A 19,746-nucleotide genomic window follows, 5' to 3' on the forward strand; every position below is an offset into this window, starting at 1 on the left:
AAGTGTAATTTCGGGCGGATAATATCCGCCCCTACGAATATAAATTATGATTTATATTAATGCAAATTACAGCATTTTAAAGTATATTCAGTCCACAAATTCCATGGTAAAAAGCTTAGAGAGTATGCTTCCCGCGTAGGACTTCATAAGCGCAACATACTCCGAGCCTTCAACGTCGCCGCCTATGCCCAGTATCTCGTATGTTACCTTTCCCTCGCGGAGCTTCTTGTGCAGCTCATTGAAGCCGTTTTTCAGATAGAACTGTCTGCGCTTTACCCTTTCGTCGTAGTTTTCGGACGCCTCATCAAGCTGTTCTATGGCAAGGAAAAGTCTGCGGCCCTTGTAGAGCTTCTTTGCGTTCTGCAAAACTGCGCTTCCTATACCCTTGCCTCGGCACTCCTCGGAAACAGCAAGGTAAAAGATGTATGAAAGATCGCGGTAATTGACGATATATAGCATTCCCGCCCATTCGTCATTGCAGTGTACGGACCAGAAGTCCACGTTTTTCTTCTTGGCTTTCAGAACGAGCATAAGAAAAGGTGCGCGTTCATCGGCTGGGAAGGCTCTCATGTAAAGCTGTTTTATCCTGCGGAAATCAGGGCTGCTTGGTTTTAGCTTTGTGAAATTGAGTTTCATAGCGTACCTCCTGTTCAGCTTTTTTCTATGCAGTAGCACACCTCTCCTTCAGGAGAAATGCCCTGCTGTCTGAAACGTTCTACGTTATCCGTTATTTTCATTTCGGACTTTTCAAGCACACGTCCCGATTTTTTGTTCTCGGCGCGGTGGTATGCTTCAAGTCTGCAAAAATCCGTTGTTCCGAATATCTCCGAGATCACTGCGGAAAGAGCTTCTCCTGCATAGCCGTGTCCCTGAAAGGCAGAGCCTATGCAGTATTCTATCTCTGCGGTGCGGATATCCTCATATACGCGGCAGAATGCGATCTGTCCTATATTTTGTCCGCTTGTTTTCTCTATGACAGCCCACCTGTAAAAGCCTTTGCTGTCATAGCCGCTGATGTATTTATCGAGGAGCTCCTTTGCTTCTGCGGCTGTGGAATATACAGGCTCGCCGTATTCGGTCTGCACTGCGGGATCTGCTGCCCAGTTGCGGAGCATATCACTGAGGTCTCCCTCTTCAAACCTGCGAAGCAGGAGCCTCGGAGTATTTATAGTATTTGTACCGCTGTGCTGCATGGCAAAGACCTCCTACGAATAGTTCGTTACATTTATTATATCATATAAATGTTAACAATTCAAGCAAACGCAGAGAAACAGCGACGGAAGATATATCTGCCCTTGACGTACTGCTGCTCATATTGTATAATTAATGTGTTATCAATAATTGATCAAAAAGGAGCAGCTGAAATGATACAGGATATTTACCCGAGCAGACTTGACAACAGCTTCCGCAGGGTTCAGCCCTCGGACTGTCCCGAAAAGAGCTTTGCGGTCTGTTTCTGGGACGGCAGGATACTTGCCGACATAAGCGGAAGCGATGTGAATTTTCCGCGGGCTTCCGAGCTTGCAGAAAATACTGATATGATATATCTTTTTTCGGTAGATGACGAGGCGTTCTTCCTTGTGCGCGGAAATGGCGAAATTGAGATCAAAAACGGCAGCTTTGCCCTTTATACGATCCGTGAACTTAGGGATAAGTGCAGCGGCAAGTACCTTTTTGCGGCTTTTACGGCTTTTCACCTTGCCAAGTGGTATGAGGAAAACAAATTCTGCGGAAAATGCGGCGGAAACACACACTGTGATGATAAGGAAAGAGCTCTTGTCTGTGAAAGCTGCGGAAATAAGGTCTATCCGAGGATAAACCCTGCGGTCATAGTGGGAGTCATCAACGGCGGCAGGATACTCATAACCCGCTACAGGAGAGGCTTTGCACACAATGCTCTTATCGCAGGCTTTACGGAGATAGGAGAGACCCTCGAACAGACCGTTCAGCGCGAGGTCATGGAAGAGGCAGGGCTGCACGTTAAGAATATACGCTACTATAAATCCCAGCCGTGGGGAATGGCTTCCGACCTGCTTGTGGGCTTTTACTGTGATGTGGACGGTGACGATGCCATAAAAATGGACGAATCCGAGCTGAAATACGCAGAATGGGTCAGCAGGGAGGATATAGTACTCCAGCCCTATGAGCACAGTCTGACCAATGAGATGATGAAGCTTTTCAAGGAAAACGGCAATATTTGAATACGGCAGGAGCTGCTTTTGTACAGCTCCTGTTTTTTGTTCGGCAAAACGGCTGTATTATACAATAATCTGACAAAAACCGGCTCATTGTAAAACTTTAACAGCATTTTTATCAGTTTTGTGATTTCTGGTTGACTTTTTTAGTAGAAAATGTTATAATATATGTGTGCGACAAAGTGAGAGTTCTATTTGACTTTTTTCACAGGGGGGTGGAAATATGTTTGTGAATTCTGAACTTTATCTCGGAAGTTACACGCCTGTAGGAGATATTATAGTTCTTGCACTGTGTATTGTAATGGGGATACTGATCAAGCAAACGCATATAGGAAAAGAAAAAACGAGCTTCAGCATTATAATGCATATCCTTATATTCGGATTTTTGGCTGCGTCGGCAAACATTTATTTCCAGACCGGCCTGCTGAAGGATGATCTGAATATACCTTTCATTTATGGTATGAGGCTGATTCATCATGTTATCTTTATTTTCATTATGATCTTTTATATAAGGTACATAAAGGGATCATTGTGGCTTCCTTTACGCAATAAGAAGATAAACAGGATAGTCATTTTTACATCGGCAGTCATTGCGGTACTTTTTGATATAGCGGCGTCGTATTTCAAATTCGGCTTCTATATCACAAAAGATCACAGGTTCAGTGCAGGCTTTGATATTTTTGAAATGCTTTATATGCTTTTCATGATAAATATCGTGTACATGCTGATAAAGTTCAGAAAAAGGCTGCTTACCAAGGTATTCATGGGACTTATGAGCGTTCTGGTAATGTCAAACCTTCTTCTCTGCATACAGGGGCTCAAACGACAGGTATCATATACTTCCATATGCTGTTTCCTGCCTATAATAAGCATTATTTTCCTGTTCCATTCCAATCCCTTCAATATTGATACGGGTGCGGTCTCGGGAGAATATTTTGCTGATGAGATCAGAGAAAACCTTTCAAAGGGAAAAGAAATGATCATTATGTGCTGCCATATGCCGGGTTTCTCTTCAAAGATAACCAAATCTGCCGATCTCAGGACTGAATTTTACGAATTCTTCCGTATCAACGTCAAAAAGGCGATACTTTACAGCTTCCCGAATGACAGCTTCGTCATGACGATAGTAAAGCAGAAGAATACTGAATACGACAGGATAGTAGCAAAGATGCTTGATGACTTCAAAAAGAGCCATACAAAATTCAACATTGATTATAAGATAGTTATCATGGAGTCGTCGGACAGTGTGATAAATGTAAGTGATTACCATAATATCATTGATTATACCGACATGAAAATGCCGTTCAATACCGTCGTGCGTGTAACGCCCGATGATATAAAGGATTATTACGACAAGCACTATATTCTCAGCGAGCTTGAAGATATCGCTGAAAAAAAGGACCTTTTCGACCACCGTGTACTTGTTTACTGTCAGCCCGTATACAATCTCAATACAGGGCAGTACGATACAGCAGAGGCGCTTATGCGCCTGAAGCTTGACAAGACGGGAATGGTATTCCCCGATCAGTTCATACCTCTTGCCGAGCAGTTTAACCTGATACACAATCTCAGTATGATAATACTCAACAAGACCTGTTTTGCAATGAAAGGCTTCCTGAACGAGGGCTATATAGTCAAGCGCATATCCGTAAACTTTTCGGCTATAGACCTTAGATACGATTCGTTCTGCGATGAGGTCAAGGGCATAATCGAGAGTAACGGCATAGAATACGGAAAAATAGCTGTTGAGATAACAGAGAGCCGAAGCGACGCGGACTTCAATCTTATGAAACAGCGCGTTATACAGCTTCAGGGGCTGGGAATAAAGTTCTACCTTGACGATTTCGGAACAGGCTATTCAAATTTCGAGCGTATCATGGAAATACCCTTCGATATCATCAAGTTTGACCGTTCGCTGCTGATAGAGTCGCTGAAAAATGCTTCTTCGCAGTATATGGTAAAGACCTTCGCAAATATGTTCCACGACCTCAAATACTCCATACTCTTCGAGGGCGTTGAGAACGAATACGATGAGGACCGCTGCAAGCTTATGATGGCGCAGTATTTACAGGGCTACAAGTACTCAAAGCCCATACCAATAGAGGAACTGAGAAAATTTCTTCTTCATGTATAATTTTATAAAGGGTGCGATAGAGCTTATTCATCGCACCCTTTGTATTTTATGCATCATTTGGGGTAAACGGAGAGAAAATTATTGACGTTTCATGTAAAATATGCTATGATTATTGTATAAATAATCTCTTAGGAGGAGACAGGAAGATGGGAAACAGCAAGAAAATAATAAAACGTATCGTGATACTGCTTATTATACTTCTTATTATCGGCGGCGGAGTATTGTTTGTGAGAAATGCCATACGCGGAGCGACTCAGAGTATAGTCACGCGCTCTGATACCTGCGGATTTGTAAAGCGTCAGGACCTTACGAGCTATTCAAGCTTTTCGGGACAGATATCCAGCAGTGACAAGCTCATGGTGACTGCCGATCCCACACTCAAGGTAAGCAAGCTCAATGTAAAGGTCGGAGACAGCGTTAAGGCAGGGGATATACTCTGTGAATTCGACAGCAGGAAGCTTCAGGATCAGTATGACAAGCTGGTCAGGAACAGTGAAAAGGTGCAGGGGGCTTCACAGCACAGCCACGACCTTATCGTCAGAAACTACAACAAGGCGCAGAGCGAGAAGGATTCGCTCATTTCAAAGGCAAAGTCGGCATATGATACGGCTGTTTCAAAGCGCGATGCAGCTTATGACGAATATAACAGAATGATAGACGCCTACAACGAACTGTACAGCAGACAGATAGACGTATATAACGCATGGGCGAATACCCCTGACGACGCCCATAACAAGGAAAGCATGAAAATGGAGCTTGACGCTCTTGAAAATGAGTTTAAGGAAGCAGAAAAGGAGCTTGCTGCTTTTCAGGAAAGTCTGCCAGGATTTGACAGTGCTGTTGACGCTGCCAGCGAAGCGTACAATGCGGCAGTTGAAAAGGGCGATGAGCTGGTCCAGAGCGCACAGGATGCTTTGGATAACGAGAAGTATACCGTTTCCGACGATTCCGGGGACAGCCAGCTTGAAGAGCTCCGTGAGAGGATAGAAAAATGTACTGTCAGAGCGGAAAGGGACGGTGTCGTTACCGAGCTCAATATTTCCGAGGGAAGCGTTCCCGAGTCGGGAAATATCATGACTATCGAGAATACCTCCGAGCTTATCGTGTCGGGCAAGGTCAGCGAGGCTGATATCCTCAAGGTGAACGAGGGCATGGAAGCCGAGATAAAGACCAGCGCAACAGAGGACAGGATAATCAGGGGCAGGGTAAAGCGTATAGAGAAAATAATCTCCTCAGGCAAGGCTAAATATGAAACAGGCGGATATACCGTTGAGGTAAGCGTAGAGGAAAAGGACTGCGGTCTCCTCATCGGAATGTCTGCGAGCGTAAAGATAATCCTCGACAAGCGCGAGGATGTGCTCAGCGTTCCCTACGACGCTATCCGCGGCGGCGAGAACGAGGGATACTTCATATTCGTTGCAACGCCTCAGGAAAACGATATGTACAGTATCTCAAAGCGTAAGATATCAAAAGGCTTTGAGGGCGATTACTACACCGAGATCATATCAGGCTATGTAAACGAGGGAGATATCGTTCTGACTGATCCCGTGGGCGTATCTGACGGCGACCTTATCCCGCTCAGCGTTCCCGAGGAGTAATGCCGATGAAGACGATCATCTCTATGCACGGTATAGTAAAGAAGTTCTATATCGGAATGCCCAACGAGCTTGAGATACTTCACGGACTCAACTTCAAGATAAACGAGGGAGAATTTACTTCCATAGTAGGTCCTTCAGGTTCGGGAAAGAGTACCCTAATGAATATCATAGGAGCTCTTGACCGTCCCACAGACGGTGTATATATGCTCAACGGCATTGATGTTGCACAGCTCAACGATTCGGAGCTGAGCGCTATAAGAAACAAGGAGATAGGCTTTGTGTTCCAGAACTTCAATCTTGTTTCGCGTACAAATGCCATAGAAAATGTAGAGCTGCCAATGCTTTATGCAGGCGTCGGCAGGAGAGAGCGCAGACGCCGTGCGGAAAAGCTGCTTGAAATGGTGGAAATGAGCGACAGAGCTACCCATAACCCCAACGAGCTCTCGGGCGGTCAGAAGCAGAGGATAGCCATTGCAAGAGCTCTTGCCAATTCGCCGTCCATCATACTTGCGGACGAGCCTACGGGCGCACTTGATACCGTAACGGGACATATGGTAATGGATATATTTCACAAGCTGCACAAGGAGGAGAACAAGACCATAGTCCTTATCACTCACAGCAAGGAGCTTGCTGCCGAAACGGACAGGATAATCACTCTCAGGGACGGAAAGATCATATCCGACACGGGAAAGGCAGGTGGGCAGAATGTTCTTCTTTGAAAATATACGCCTTGCCATAGCCTCTCTCAGGTCGAACAAGATGAGAGCCATACTTACCATGCTCGGTATCATAATAGGCATAAGTGCGGTAATAACCATTACAACTCTCGGAAATTCACTGAAAAAGACACTTTCAAACTCCTTCAACAAGCTCGGCGGTCAGACCTTTGATGTGGAGTACCGCTTCAAGCAGGAGGAAAACCAGGATGAAGACGGTGTTTATCAGTACAGACCCATGGAGGAAGACGACTACATAACCGATGATATGCTGAAGGAGCTTGAAGCAAAGTATCCGGGAAGATACCTCGTCAGCAGGTCAAACGATCTCGGTGCGGGAACGGTGAAGAACAAGAAGGGCGATAAGCTCAATGTCTCCATATCAGGCGTGACGGAAGGATACATTAAATCCGCGAGCATATATAAGATGCTCAGCGGAAGGACCGTAAATAATGATGACGACAATGGCAGAAAGCACTCGATAATCGTTTCGGATATATTTGTAAAGCAGTATTTCGGACACGAGGACGCAAATGCTGTCGGCAGCGATATCAGCTTGGATATAACAGGTCTGTGCGATACCGATTTCACTATCGTAGGAGTTTTCAAATTTCCTAAGATACTTGAAAAGTATATGCAGTCAACGTCTAATTTCATGGACAGGGAAACGCCGGTTATGATACCCTATGAAACCGCAAAAAAGCTGAACCGTTCAAACGAGAGCAATTCCCGCGATTGGTATATTACATTTATGCTGAACGATATGTCGATGGACAGGGATCAGGCATTAAGGGATATCGAAAGATTCTTCAATGAAAAGTACAGGAACAACAAGTACTGGGGCATCGAGATATACGATCCGCAGAATGAGCTTGGAATTGTAAATAAGGTACTTAACATCGTAACACTGGTAATATCCATAATAGCAGCTATCTCGCTTCTTGTAGGCGGTATCGGCGTAATGAACATCATGCTTGTCAGCATTACCGAGAGAACGCGGGAGATAGGCGTAAGAAAGGCTCTCGGAGCTAAAAAGCGCCATATCAAGACGCAGTTTATCGTAGAAGCGATTATACTCTGTCTCATAGGCGGCATAATAGGTGTGCTTCTTGGAATATTCAACGGTTACCTCATAGGCTATATCGCAAGATATGCTTTGGGACAGATGCCCGAATATCAGGATTTCGTTGCACTTTCCATACAGCCCTCGCTCAATGCGATACTGCTCTCCCTTGGTTTTTCAATGCTTATCGGAGTTTTCTTCGGAAGCTACCCCGCAGGAAAAGCAGCAAAGCTGGACCCTATCGAGGCACTCAGATACGAATAATATCGGAAGATCAGAAAAGCCGATGTCTTTTTCAGACATCGGCTTTTATCATTTCTTAATGCGGACAAAGCAGAACTGCTCGTCCTCATGGTGGATATAACCTCCGTTTTTCTGCATGGCTTTAAGGGAAGCGGGGTTATTCTTATGTACTCTTAGGTATATCTCGTCCTCGGAGATCACATTTCGGGCAATATCCGCAATAAGTCCGAGACCGCGTGTGCCGAAGCACTTTCCGCGGTATGGGGGAGCTATATAATAGCCGATATGACCTGCGCCGTTTTGCACAGGACTGCAATTGATGACAAGTGCGTTCATAAGGATGCCTCCCTGCATATAAAATATAAATCAGATTATATCACATATAATAATAAAAGTCAAGAAAAAAGCTCACTCCCGAAAAGTCAGAAGTGAGCTTGTCTCAGTTACAGGAAGTTACAGACATAGGGTCAATGAATTTTCCGTCGTGAATGACTTCGATATGAAGATGCGGAGCGAGACTGCTTTCGATATCCGCAGTTTCACCCACGCAGCCGATAATCTCGCCGCGGCTTACTTTATCGTCCTGCTTTACAGCGAGATCAGCTCCGAGACCGCGGTATTTTGAGATATATCCGTTATTATGGTCAACAACTACCGAAACTCCCCAGAGCGGATCGTTGGTCACTGATCTTATTTCGCCGTCCGCTATTGCATAGACATCTGCTCCGACCTCTGCGGCTATGTCAGTACCGTTATGAGTCTGCCATGTTCCCGTAGTAGCGTTTTTTACAAGCTCTCCGTTGCTGAATTCGCTGAGGATATTGCCGATATCCGCAAGAGGAGCAGCAGCTCCCGAAAGATCGGCTGCCGCTGGCTGAGCCTGTTCATTGAAGCTGTTATCACTGAAAGGAGCATCAACAGTTATCTCGGCGGCAGGAATGGTCTGCTGCGGGATCTCGGTTATTTTCGGAGCAGTCGCAGCAGTTGTCACGGGGGATGCATGAGCAGCGGTAGTCTTGGGTATGTTGGTAACTCGTTTGTCAACGGCAGCCTCATGCACGATGCTGTTTTTTTCGGCAGAGGGCTTTACCTGCGTTATCCTGTCACCCTGCTTGTGAGCGAAAAGGCAGGCAGCGCCAATCATTACGGCACTTATTCCGAGAGCGGCGTAGAAGCCTTTAGAGCCTTTTCCGTAGTATTTGTCGGTCAGTTCGTTTTTCTTCACACTAACACCTCCGACAGTATTATTGACATATCATCGAAAAATATGCATACGTCTTGCTATAAAGCAAAAAGATGGTGTGATATCACACCATCTTTTATCAGTTATCATCGGGCTCCTGTGAAGCTTCGGGTGTTAAGCCGCTGGTATCCACGGAGGAAGCAGGAGGCAGAGAAGCATCGGGAGCTGTCCACGGCTCAGTGTTCTGAGCAGCAGGCTCTGTTGGCTGAGACCATGGCTGCTGATATGCAGCAGTGGTCTCGGGCTCAGTGTATGGCTCAAAAACTGTAGCTGCGGTAGTTGCTGTGACAGTCGTCGTGGTCGCTGTAGTTGTTGTAGTCGTGGTTTCGGTTGTAGTGAGAACGGGACGTATCTCATCGGGAAGATCATGCTTTGTGGGAGCTGTGCCGTTAAGGCCATAGCATTCCTGATAAGCGAGGATAAGGTCCCTTATCATATATTTCGAGTATTCACCGTGCTCGACAACTCCTGCAAAAGCGATCTCGGGATCGTCCGCGGGAGCAAAGCCGATAAAGAACGAGTTCTGGTCGTTAGGGTTTGCACCTACCTGAGGAGTACCTGTTTTTATAGCCACATCGAAGCCGAGGTTTGAAAGGGAATACTTCGCAGGCATACTGCGTGAAGCGTCGATCATACCGCCTATGATATAGTCATAAAGATCGGGAGTATTCAGCTCTATCTGATTGGCAACGACAGGTTCTGTCTTTCTGATGAGCTGGCGTGAACCGTAGGTGTAGTAGCTGTCAACGATATAGGGCTGATATCTTACTCCGCGGTTTCCTATGGTGCTTGCAACAACAGCCATTTGCAGGGGAGTGATACCGCAGTCCTGGTTACCGATACCTGCCTGTATAACATTTCCTATTACCCATTCCTGACCGTGTTCCTCAAAGGTCTCGGGGTTACAGAGATAGCCCTCTGCGTCGCCTGTTTCGATGCCTGTATGAGAAGAAAGTCCGTACAATTTTGAATATTTTGTGATATTGTCGATACCCAGCATACGTGAAAGCTCATAGAAGTAGCTGTTGCAGGATACTTCTATAGCACGGCGCATTGTGATATTTCCGTGATTGCCCGTACATGAGTAGTGACTGCCGTAGAACCAGTAGTCATGGCCGCAGAAAAGGGGAGTGCCGCCTGTGACTATGCCCTCGTTGAGACCTGCTGTAGCAGTTATGGTCTTGAAAGTAGAGCCGGGGCGGTAAAGACCGTAGGTGCAGCGGTTTACAAGGGGAGAATCATCCGCCTGTAAGAAGTATTCATAATTCTCGACGTAATCCTTGAGGTTATAGGTGGGAGCAGTAGCCATACCCTTTACAGCGCCGGTCTTGGCGTCAAGGACGCATACAGCTCCGCATTTTCCCTTCAGCAGACTTGGCATGGGGTTTATTGCAGGGAAGGTATAGTTCAGGAAGTTGTCGAGAACCTCCTGCAATTTCAGCTGATAAGCGCCGTCAACGGTGAGTTTTACGGTCTCGCCCGAGGTAGCATCAGCGATAGTCTTTACGTCTCGTACAACTCCGTCCTTTACAGCTATCTGTTCTTCGCCGTTAAGACCGCGGAGAGGAGTTTCCATAGCGTACTCGATACCGCTCTTGCCGAGGGTATCGTTATAGCTGTAGCCCTTTGATTTGAGCTCGTCGTATTCTTCGGCGTAGATAGGGCCTACAGTGCCTATCTCGTGGGGGAGGATATCTCCGCGGACTATTTTTCTTTCGCAAGCGTCCACAGCTTCGATGCCGCGGTAGAAATTGCCGAGCTCCTTGAGTTCAACGACTGTTTTTTCGTCTACATTTTTTGCAAGGAGGAGATCGTTGGTATAGGAGAAGTCCTTGTCTATCATCTGATAGCGCATACCTGCGATGATACGCTTTTCCTCGGGGGTATAGTCCTCGGCTATCTCATAATCGGAAATGAGCTTGTCGATGCAGTTTTCCGCAGTAGCGTAAACATTGAGGTTAAGGTCGGAGATAAGCTCGGAAACGTCAGTTTTTTTGAAATAGTACGGCTGCTCGAAGGATACTGGAATACTTTCCTCGAATTTATAGCCGTGTTCGTCGAGGGCTCTGTATATACCGAGAAGTATCCTGTTTCCCTCCTGAAGATCGGTAGGGAAGAAAGCCATTTGGAGCACAAGGTCTGTACGGGAGTCATTGGTGATGAGCACATTTCCCGCATAGTCCATTATCTCTCCGCGAGTAGCCTTGACGCCCTTGGTGTAGGTGAGGGTGCCGGGCTCATAGAGCTGAGGCGTAGCTATCTCCTTGTCGCCCACCACCTGAATTTTCATAAGGCGGAAGGAGCTGAGGAGAGCCAGCATCACTACCAGCAGTATAATAATGATAGATTTGAGATTTTCCGCAAATCCTTTCAAGGGTCTGCCTCCTTTATGATTATGACCGCACCTGTGGTGCGGTCTGAAAGATTATCTTCTGTTTTCCGACTGAATGTTCGTATTCAGAGCTTCCTCGATCGTCAGGTGTTCCTTTGGCATGAGCAAGCGGTTTACAAGCTTCAGCACGATATATATAAAGACCGCTGATATTACAGTGTATATCCAGACTCTCAGGGAAACTCTCACAAATATGCGGCTTACATTTTCATAGCCCCACATCTGATAGTAGAATTTATAGTCCAGTCTGCACTGTATGTAGGAAACAACGGCAGTTATCATCATGAAGTTGATGAAGCGGTCTCTGAGGTAAAGCTCAAATACAAGATTTGCGGCAATGCAGAAAAAAGCAAGTATCACCGCATTGTAGCCGAAGAGCTTACCGCAGCTTATATCCGTAAGGAAGCCGCAGACAGCTCCCGTTACCGCCGCACCGTAGATATTGTTGTTTATGGCAATGCCTATGGCAAGCGGAACAAGGAGTATGGGCTTGTAAAGAGTACCAGAGGTCATGATGATGAAGCTGAGAAAGATGAGCAGATAGTACACCAGCCAGCGGAGAGCAGTCTTTACGCGGAGTATCTGCTGCTCACGGGTAGATCTAATCCTCATCTTCGTCTTCCTCCTTCTTGCCGCTGAAATCGGTTATAACGATAACAGAGGTAAGACGGGCAACGTCCACGCATGGCTGTATCTCAGCGCATACCGAAAGGCCGTTTGAATCGAAGCCTGTTTCTATGATAGTGCCGATAGGGTAGTCCTTGGGGAAAATACCGCTTGAGCCCGCAGTTATCATAAGATCGCCGCGTTTGAGCTTGTTCTTTTTCGGCACGTGAATGAGCTTGGTATGACCGCTTTCCGATGAGAGGACATTTCCCTCGATTATGCCCTGATCCGCATTTGAAGCGGAAGCAACGGCAGCTACGGAAAGATCGGGTGAGAGAATGGTCCTAACGGTGGAAACGTGCTCCGAGACCTCAACTGTGATACCCACAAGACCCTCGGCAGTCACAACGGGACAATAGGTGAGGATACCGTCATCAGAGCCCTTGTCGATAGTGAATGACTTGAAGGGATCGTTGGTAACATACCCCAGTACCTTGCAGGGCTGAGAGAGCAGATAGTCCTCATGATCCTGCTTTATCGTAACGAACTTGCGGAGCTCCTCCACCTCAGCCTTTACAGCATCATAATCGGTGAGCTGAGCATTTAGCTCGCCGATCTGTTTTCTCAGCTGTTCATTTTCCTCGAAATACCTGTCCGCATTTTTCAGCTTGTCAACGGTATGCTCCATTTTCATGCTTATGCCGTTGGAAGCGGCGCGGAAGGGCTTGGTGAGGGTATTGATAAAGGACGCTCCCGAAACGGAATAGCCGCCCTTTGTAACGGCATAGACCATTATTCCCACGAGAAATGCGAGAAAAGCAAGCAGAATCTTGAATCTGGTGCTTTTTATGAAATCACGCATGGAGCTCCCCCTTAATAGTACTTGACGTTTTCAGTGAGAGCGTCCTGATAATCGTTGATGTTTTCGAGTATTTTTCCTGTACCCTCTGCAACGCAGTCAAGGGGATACTCTGCGATATAAACGGGCATACCCGTTTCGCGGTTTATGAGCTTGTCCAGACCTCTCAGCAGAGCGCCGCCGCCTGCAAGAGTTATGCCGTGATCTATGATATCGGCGGAAAGCTCTGGTGGAGTTTCCTCAAGAGTTGACTTTATGGCGTCTATGACTCTTGAAAGGGGCTCAACGAGAGCGTCGCGTATCTCAGCTGATGTTACGGTGACGTTCTCGGGCAGTCCGTTGAGGAGATTTCTTCCTTTTATTTCCTGTGATTCTTCCTTTTCGCTTGGAAAAGCCGAGCCGATATCGAGCTTGATATTCTCTGCGGTCCTCTCGCCGATAAGGAGATTGTATTTCTTCTTGATATAGTTTATGATAGCGGCGTCGAATTCATCGCCCGCACATCTTACCGAGCGTGAAGCAACTATGCCGCCCATTGATATAACGGCAACTTCGCTGGTACCGCCGCCGATATCGACTATCATGCTGCCTGCCGCCTCATTTGTGGGGAGACCTGCACCGATAGCCGCAGCCATAGGCTCTTCGATGATAAGGACGTTATTTGCGCCTGCCTTTTTGCAGGATTCGCGCACCGCACGTCTTTCAACGGCTGTAACACCCGACGGGATGCATATGATAACATTTGCCTTTGTGAAAAAGGTACCCTTCAGAGCTTTTTTTATAAATTCCTGAAGCATAGTTGTGGCAATGTCGAAGTCGGCTATAACGCCGTCCTTGAGAGGTCTTACGGCAACTATGGAACCCGGGGTCCTTCCGATGACGTCCTTTGCCTCCTTACCGACATAGCGGCATTTATCCGTTCTGGTATTTACGGCAACTACCGAGGGCTCTCTTATTATTATACCCTTTCCTCTCATATATACGAGGGTATTAGCAGTGCCGAGGTCAATGCCAATATCTTTTGTAAACATTCTGCAGCTCCTTAAATGCAATGATTCTGTATATACACATATTATATTATATCACCAACGGGAAATATGTACAAGAATTTTTTACAAGAATTTCCCGATACCTGCGATTTTAGTATAATACGGAAACATAAGCGCAGGGCGGTGATGAAAAACTGTCGAAAAGGACGATAATAAGCGATTATTAATCGGGAACTACCTTGGGCGCAGTTTTGATATATGCATATATTGCAATGATTATGCATATGATCTGTGCAACGTTTATATTGAAAGTAAAGCCGAATGTGATGCTGAAGAGCTCCATAGAGAAGGTGCTGGGAGAAAGGCTTATACCTCTTGAATAGCCCAGCCATGCGAAAGAGCCTGATGAAACGTTTCCGATAACTCCTCCGAGAATGCAGGCGCATACAAAAAGAAGCAGAAAATAGAGTGTCTTTTTCATAATGATATCTCCAATCCTTTGTTTTATATGATTTATTTAATTCCCGATGAACCGAAGCCGCCGCTCCCGCGCTCTGTTTCCGAGAGCTCGTCGCTGACCTCTATATCGGGTATTAATATACGTGTTGGTATCATCTGAGCCACGCGCATACCGTGTTCAACGGTAAATGGCTCTTTTCCGTGGTTTATAAGGGGGACGAACCATGCTCCGCGGTAGTCGCTGTCAACTACGCCCACGCAGTTTGCAAGGGAAACACCGTACTTTGAGGACAGTCCCGAGCGTGGGTATATGAGCAGAGCGATATCGTCGGAATCAGGCTCTGCCGTGATACCTATGGGTATCATTTTTATTTCTCCCGGGGCGAGTACAACGGGAGCTTCAAGGCAGGCGCAAAGGTCAAGACCTGCGCTGCCCGCAGTAGCCCTTGAGGGTATAACAGCCCGTGGATCGAGCTTTTTAAAGGTGAGTTTCATGTTGTGATACCTCTGTAGTAAAGTCCGCGGGTAATATTTCCCTGCGGCTTGCGTCCGCTGAGAGCGGCACGGGTGCTGTCGGCGTCCTCATCAGAAAGATATATAACGCCGTAGCTTATACCATGTATTTCGTCAAGTCTGTCAAGCATACAAAGCCTGTCGGCGTTAAGTATCTCCGTGCAGTCCTTCGAGCATACGACGGGGAGCTCCCTGCCTGTGCGGTCAATGAGCCTTTTGGTGCATTTTCCGCAGCCGACTTCGTTCTTTATGGGGCAGTTCCTTGTGAGCATAAGTGGAAGTCTGCCGTATATCACAGCTCCTATGGGAAGCTCGGTGCGTATGGCTGATATCTGCGGAAGAGCTGCCTCCACAGAGAAAACGCAGTCCTCAAGGCCGAGACCGCGGAGATATTCCGCGCTGTAGGAGTTGAAAACATTGAGAGTAAAGCTTCCGTGAAGCCTTAATCCCGCCTTTTTGCCAATGGCGATACAGTCGGGAGTGTGGCAGTACAGCCTGTCAAGCCCCTTTGCCTTTAGTTCTGTGAGCTTTTGGGTAATGAGCTCCTCATTGACTATGAAGCGGGGCGGCGAAATGATGATCTTCTGTATATCCACGCTGCCGAGTATATCATCATCGAGCAGCTCCATGGGGACTATTATATGCTCCGACAGCTCCGCGGCAGCTTTTATCTGCCCGGCAGTGCGGCAGAATGTACGCAGAGGAAGCTTTTCGGCAGTCTCTCCCCGGCTTATCTGCGGAATACGCGGAAAATAGTCCGAGATGGTATATACAGGTGTATTTTCGGCAGTTATGGCAGCTGTCAGCTTTTCTGTGACCGCACGGCGCAGCTCATTGAGCTTTCCTGCGGGGACTATAAGCCCTTCATCGAGATCTGATGTGAGCTTTCCGAAGCTGAATACAGTATCTCCCAGCTTTGAGAGCTGCTTTATCAGTGCAGCCTCGTCTGTGGGGCGGTTCAGAGCCTTTTCAGGAGCTTCGCCCTCGGCGGAAGCCGATACATTGCCGCATACCGCGGTTATGACCACAGGCTGTCCTGCTTTTATGACCGCATGGAAATCAGCAGTGAAGGCTTTGCGCTCAAAGCGGTAAAGCTCGTGTATCTTCGGTATGAGCTCATGGGCGGATATAACGTCGTCCTTTTCACGGACTCCGAACATATCCTGCCTTTTACCCGTAAAATAGCCGTCAGTGAAGCCGCTTCGGGAGAAAACTCCGCGGAGGAGCTTCATATCAGGGGCATGGCCTTCAAGGGCGTTCTTCAGCTCGTGTACGGCGGAAGCAACATATTCGGGGCGCTTCATGCGTCCCTCTATCTTGAAGGAGTCAACTCCCATATCGGCAAGCTCACGGGCATTGGGGAGCAGCGACAGGTCTTTCAGTGAAAGAGCGGCTTTGTCCTTATTGCCAACAGCAGAAAAGGGAAGCCGGCAGGCTTGTCCGCAGCAGCCGCGGTTGGCGGAGCGCGAGCCTATCATTGCCGACATATAACACTGTCCCGAGACGGACATACACAGTGCACCGTGTACGAATATCTCAGTCTCTATGCCGACCTTGCATATGCGGGAAATAGTATCCCTGTCCAGCTCTCTTGCGGGGACTACTCTTGAATATCCCAGCTCTTTCAGAAGCGAAGCTCCTGCGGCTGTATGCACCGACATCTGCGTAGAACCGTGGAGCACGGCGTCGGGAACGCATCGGCGTATCAGCTCGGCACAGCCCCAGTCCTGAACTATGAAAGCGTCAATGCCATTTTTGGCGGCAGCCTTTATGTACTCGCAGAAATCGGCAGCTTCATCGTCGGATATCACCGTATTTACGGCAAGGTCGAGCTTTGCACCGTATCTGTGGCAGAGAGCAGCGGCTTCCTTTATTTCCTCAATAGAGAAATTAGCGGCACTGCTTCGCGCGGAAAAGCGCTTTCCGCCTATGTATACAGCCTGAGCGCCCGATCTCAGAGCCGCACGGAGAGTTTCCATGCTGCCTGCGGGAGCGAGTATCTCGGTTTTGCTCATCAAATGCTGTCGCTGAGCTGCTTGAGCTTGACCATATTTTCAAGCTGTGTTATCTTGGACTTGAGCACCTCGATCTCCTTCTGGGCAGCATCGCGCTCTATACGTGTCCTGCCTGCCTCGTCCACGTACTCCTTTGTCTGATCGCGGATATTGTCAAGGCGCTGATTTGCCTTGTTGAGGTCGTCAAGGAGAGCCATTGCAACCATTATGGAAGCTGCATAAGGCGAAGAACCGCTTGCTGCGGTGATCTCGTTGATCTTTGTTTCAAGGGCTCTTGCGAGAGCATAAACGTAGTTAGGAGCTTCGGCAGTTTTTATCTTGTACTCCTTACCGCATATTATGACCTTTACTTCATTAAGCATTTATATCGTCCTTTCCGTGGCGTATTATTAACCACTCTACATTATACACTATTTTTCGCAAAAAGGGAAGTGTTTTTTGAAAAAAATTTATTTTAGTGGTTAGTTTCCGATGATTAGCTGCGCCGTCCCCTACATGGCTCAGTAATATCTCTTCAAGCCAATGACCTTGCCGAGGACTTCCACCTCATTGACGATTATGGGCTCCATAGTGGTATTCTCGGGCTGGAGACGATAATGGCCTTTTTCCTTGAAGAAGCGCTTTACCGTAGCCTCCTCACGGTCTATAAAGGCAACTACGATATCGCCGTTTTCGGCGTAGTTCATGCGCTTTACTATTACTATATCACCGTCGAGTATGCCTGCGTCTATCATGCTTTCGCCGCGTACTTTCAGCGCAAAGAGCTCCTGCGGATCTACTCCGGGAGCTTCAAAGCCTATATAACCCGTGATGTCCTCAACGGCTGTGATAGGCTGTCCTGCGGTGACCGTACCCATAACGGGAACCGATGTGGTGCCGCTGTTGGGCAGGCGGAGAGTGCGGTTGAGATTGCCTGTTTTCTCGATAAGGCCCTCACGGACGAGGGTCTCTATGTATCGGTGAGCTGTGGACGTGGACTTGAAGCCCATTGCGTCCATAATCTCCCTTACCGACGGGGACATACCGTCGCTCAGACGTGACTTTATATAGTTGAAAACAGCTATTTCCTTATCCTTAAGCATATCATTTCTCCTCCGAAAGCTTTTTCAGTATCATTTTCGCTATTTTGTATGCGTCGCCGCAGCCGAGAGTTATAACGAGGTCGCCCTCCTGTGCGTGTTCACAGATGTAGTCGCAAATCTGCTCAAAATTGGCGTATTTGCGCTCGTCAGTCCATTCTGCGGACTCGTCCTGCGGGAACCAGATACAATCGGGTATCTTTTCCGCAAGGTGGCGTGTGAAGATTCCGTAGGTGTTCTTCTCGCGGCTTCCCATAATATCAGTGAGAACCGCGTGGTCTGGTATCTGTAATACTCTTGCGAAGTCGTCAAGGAGCAGCTTTGTACGTGAGAAGGTGAAGGGCTGGAAAACTGCCCATACCTTATTGAAGTCCATCTCCATAGCGGCATTGAGGGTAGCTTCGAGCTCTGTGGGGTGGTGAGCGTAGTCGTCCACAACGGTTATGCCCTTTTCAAAGCCCAGCTTTTCAAATCGGCGCTTGGCACCGCGGAAGTCCTCAAGGCCTTTCTGTATGAACTCAAAGTCAACACCAACATAGCGTGAAGCGGCAACAGCAGCAAGGGAATTGAGCACATTGTGTATGCCCGCAACGTGGAGTGTTATTGTCCCGAGCTTTTCGCCCTTGTACATTGCGTCGTAGGTGGTGAGAAGTCCGTTTTCATGCTTTACGTTCTCGGGATAGTAGTCGCAGGAGCTGTCCTTGCCGAAGGTGATGATCTCCTTGCCGCTGATGCCCTCGAGGGACTTCATTGAATTGGCGTCAGAGCCGTTCACGATAATGCATTTTGAGGTATTCTCATTGAATTTATGGAATGACCTGATAATATTTTCCAGTGTTCCGAAGTAATCAAGGTGATCGGCGTCGATATTGAGGATAACGGATATATCGGGGAAGAATTTGAGGAAATGGTCCTCGAATTCGCAGGATTCGCACACCATTATATCGCTTTTGCCCGCAACGCCGCTTCCGCCTATGCATGGGAGTTTTCCACCGATATATGCGGAGAGGTCAACCCCTGCGGTGAAGAGGATCTGCGTTATCATTGAGGTAGTTGAGGTCTTGCCGTGAGTTCCCGAAACACAGATTGCGTTGTCGTACCAACTTGTGACGATACCGAGAAGGTCTGCACGTTCAAGTACGGGTACTCCGCTTGCTCTTGCAGCCATGAGCTCGGGATTGTCTGCCATGATGGCGGCAGTGTGTACAATAAGGTCTGCGCCCTCGATATTTTCTGCTCTCTGACCGATGAAAACCGGGATACCCATTTTTCTTACTGCATCGAGTGTCTCTGTCTCGTTGTTGTCAGAGCCTGTGAGGTAATAGCCCTGTGAATGGAGTATCTGCGCCAGCGGATACATTCCCGAACCGCCTATACCGATGAAATGAATGTGCTTTTTGCCTTTTAAGATATTGATATCCAAAACGATCACCTTTCCTGAATAAAAGAATTAAAAGGGGGTATGCTCTCCGAGCATGAAAGTGTGCGGAACGGTTTTCACCGTTCTGTCACAGAATTATTATAAAATTTTATCCCTCATTTCGTCTAAAGCGCTTGCAATTTTACAAAATGTGAGGTATAATAGTTTATAGGTTTACTTTCTGCCGAAATTAATGGTTATAAATATAAATTAATTCGGTGC

At 47.3% G+C, this 19,746-nt stretch carries 19 protein-coding genes; 5 read left to right on the plus strand and 14 right to left on the minus strand.

Annotated elements, in window-relative coordinates; genetic code table 11:
* Positions 1-87: 87 nt before the first annotated feature.
* Positions 88-636 carry a GNAT family N-acetyltransferase gene (locus tag Q0R37_RS05050; protein WP_294752109.1) on the minus strand — a complete coding sequence of 183 codons (549 nt, stop codon included), beginning with the start codon at positions 634-636 and terminating at the stop codon, positions 88-90.
* Positions 637-650: 14 nt separating this feature from the next.
* Positions 651-1,193 carry a GNAT family N-acetyltransferase gene (locus tag Q0R37_RS05055; protein WP_294752112.1) on the minus strand — a complete coding sequence of 181 codons (543 nt, stop codon included), beginning with the start codon at positions 1,191-1,193 and terminating at the stop codon, positions 651-653.
* A 171-nt stretch (positions 1,194-1,364) separates the two neighbouring features.
* On the opposite strand from Q0R37_RS05055, the gene nudC reads away from it, so the two are divergent.
* From nudC to Q0R37_RS05080, 5 genes are all read left to right on the plus strand, one after another.
* Positions 1,365-2,201, plus strand: coding sequence for an NAD(+) diphosphatase (gene nudC / locus Q0R37_RS05060; RefSeq protein WP_294752116.1), 837 nt, complete (start codon positions 1,365-1,367; stop codon positions 2,199-2,201).
* Between the two features lie 217 nt (positions 2,202-2,418).
* Positions 2,419-4,329, plus strand: coding sequence for an EAL domain-containing protein (locus tag Q0R37_RS05065; RefSeq protein WP_294752118.1), 1,911 nt, complete (start codon positions 2,419-2,421; stop codon positions 4,327-4,329).
* Between the two features lie 146 nt (positions 4,330-4,475).
* Entirely contained in the window at positions 4,476-5,927 is a 1,452-nt protein-coding gene (locus tag Q0R37_RS05070) for an efflux RND transporter periplasmic adaptor subunit (protein ID WP_294752120.1), read from the plus strand.
* A gap of 5 nt (positions 5,928-5,932) precedes the next feature.
* Positions 5,933-6,646 carry an ABC transporter ATP-binding protein gene (locus tag Q0R37_RS05075; protein WP_294752123.1) on the plus strand — a complete coding sequence of 238 codons (714 nt, stop codon included), beginning with the start codon at positions 5,933-5,935 and terminating at the stop codon, positions 6,644-6,646.
* The gene (locus Q0R37_RS05080) at positions 6,633-7,970 is read left to right on the plus strand and encodes an ABC transporter permease (RefSeq protein WP_294752124.1); all 1,338 of its coding nucleotides are present in this window, start codon (positions 6,633-6,635) and stop codon (positions 7,968-7,970) included. The genes Q0R37_RS05075 and Q0R37_RS05080 overlap by 14 nt, the downstream gene beginning before the upstream one ends.
* 48 nt (positions 7,971-8,018) lie before the next feature.
* Here Q0R37_RS05080 and Q0R37_RS05085 read toward each other — a convergent pair whose 3' ends face one another.
* The 12 genes from Q0R37_RS05085 to murC form a co-directional block, all read right to left on the minus strand.
* Positions 8,019-8,285, minus strand: coding sequence for a GNAT family protein (locus Q0R37_RS05085; protein WP_294752127.1), 267 nt, complete (start codon positions 8,283-8,285; stop codon positions 8,019-8,021).
* Positions 8,286-8,388: 103 nt separating this feature from the next.
* The gene (locus tag Q0R37_RS05090) at positions 8,389-9,174 is read right to left on the minus strand and encodes a M23 family metallopeptidase (RefSeq protein ID WP_294752130.1); all 786 of its coding nucleotides are present in this window, start codon (positions 9,172-9,174) and stop codon (positions 8,389-8,391) included.
* A gap of 97 nt (positions 9,175-9,271) precedes the next feature.
* Positions 9,272-11,566 carry a penicillin-binding transpeptidase domain-containing protein gene (locus tag Q0R37_RS05095; protein ID WP_294752133.1) on the minus strand — a complete coding sequence of 765 codons (2,295 nt, stop codon included), beginning with the start codon at positions 11,564-11,566 and terminating at the stop codon, positions 9,272-9,274.
* A gap of 51 nt (positions 11,567-11,617) precedes the next feature.
* On the minus strand, positions 11,618-12,196 hold the full coding sequence (locus Q0R37_RS05100) for a rod shape-determining protein MreD (protein WP_294752136.1): 579 nt from the start codon (positions 12,194-12,196) through the stop codon (positions 11,618-11,620).
* Positions 12,186-13,052, minus strand: a complete 867-nt coding sequence (gene mreC / locus Q0R37_RS05105; RefSeq protein ID WP_294752139.1) for a rod shape-determining protein MreC — start codon at positions 13,050-13,052, stop codon at positions 12,186-12,188. Before mreC ends, Q0R37_RS05100 begins: the two co-directional genes overlap by 11 nt.
* 11 nt (positions 13,053-13,063) lie before the next feature.
* The gene (locus tag Q0R37_RS05110; protein WP_294752141.1) at positions 13,064-14,080 is read right to left on the minus strand and encodes a rod shape-determining protein; all 1,017 of its coding nucleotides are present in this window, start codon (positions 14,078-14,080) and stop codon (positions 13,064-13,066) included.
* Between the two features lie 181 nt (positions 14,081-14,261).
* On the minus strand, positions 14,262-14,519 hold the full coding sequence (locus tag Q0R37_RS05115) for a DUF4321 domain-containing protein (protein ID WP_294752143.1): 258 nt from the start codon (positions 14,517-14,519) through the stop codon (positions 14,262-14,264).
* Positions 14,520-14,551: 32 nt separating this feature from the next.
* Positions 14,552-14,992, minus strand: coding sequence for a dUTP diphosphatase (gene dut / locus Q0R37_RS05120; protein ID WP_294752146.1), 441 nt, complete (start codon positions 14,990-14,992; stop codon positions 14,552-14,554).
* Complete coding sequence (locus Q0R37_RS05125; RefSeq protein WP_294752148.1) at positions 14,989-17,025, minus strand: U32 family peptidase; 2,037 nt, start codon at positions 17,023-17,025, stop codon at positions 14,989-14,991. The genes dut and Q0R37_RS05125 overlap by 4 nt, the downstream gene beginning before the upstream one ends.
* Positions 17,025-17,387: a cell division protein ZapA gene (locus Q0R37_RS05130; protein WP_294752151.1), complete on the minus strand. Its 363-nt coding sequence runs from the start codon at positions 17,385-17,387 to the stop codon at positions 17,025-17,027. Before Q0R37_RS05130 ends, Q0R37_RS05125 begins: the two co-directional genes overlap by 1 nt.
* 138 nt (positions 17,388-17,525) lie before the next feature.
* Positions 17,526-18,107: a transcriptional repressor LexA gene (lexA, locus tag Q0R37_RS05135; protein ID WP_294752154.1), complete on the minus strand. Its 582-nt coding sequence runs from the start codon at positions 18,105-18,107 to the stop codon at positions 17,526-17,528.
* A 1-nt stretch (position 18,108) separates the two neighbouring features.
* Positions 18,109-19,527: a UDP-N-acetylmuramate--L-alanine ligase gene (murC, locus tag Q0R37_RS05140; protein ID WP_294752156.1), complete on the minus strand. Its 1,419-nt coding sequence runs from the start codon at positions 19,525-19,527 to the stop codon at positions 18,109-18,111.
* Between the last annotated feature and the right edge of the window lie 219 nt (positions 19,528-19,746).

Source organism: uncultured Ruminococcus sp. (genome assembly GCF_946415235.1).
In the GTDB taxonomy this organism is placed as follows: Bacteria; Bacillota; Clostridia; order Oscillospirales; family Ruminococcaceae; genus Ruminococcus.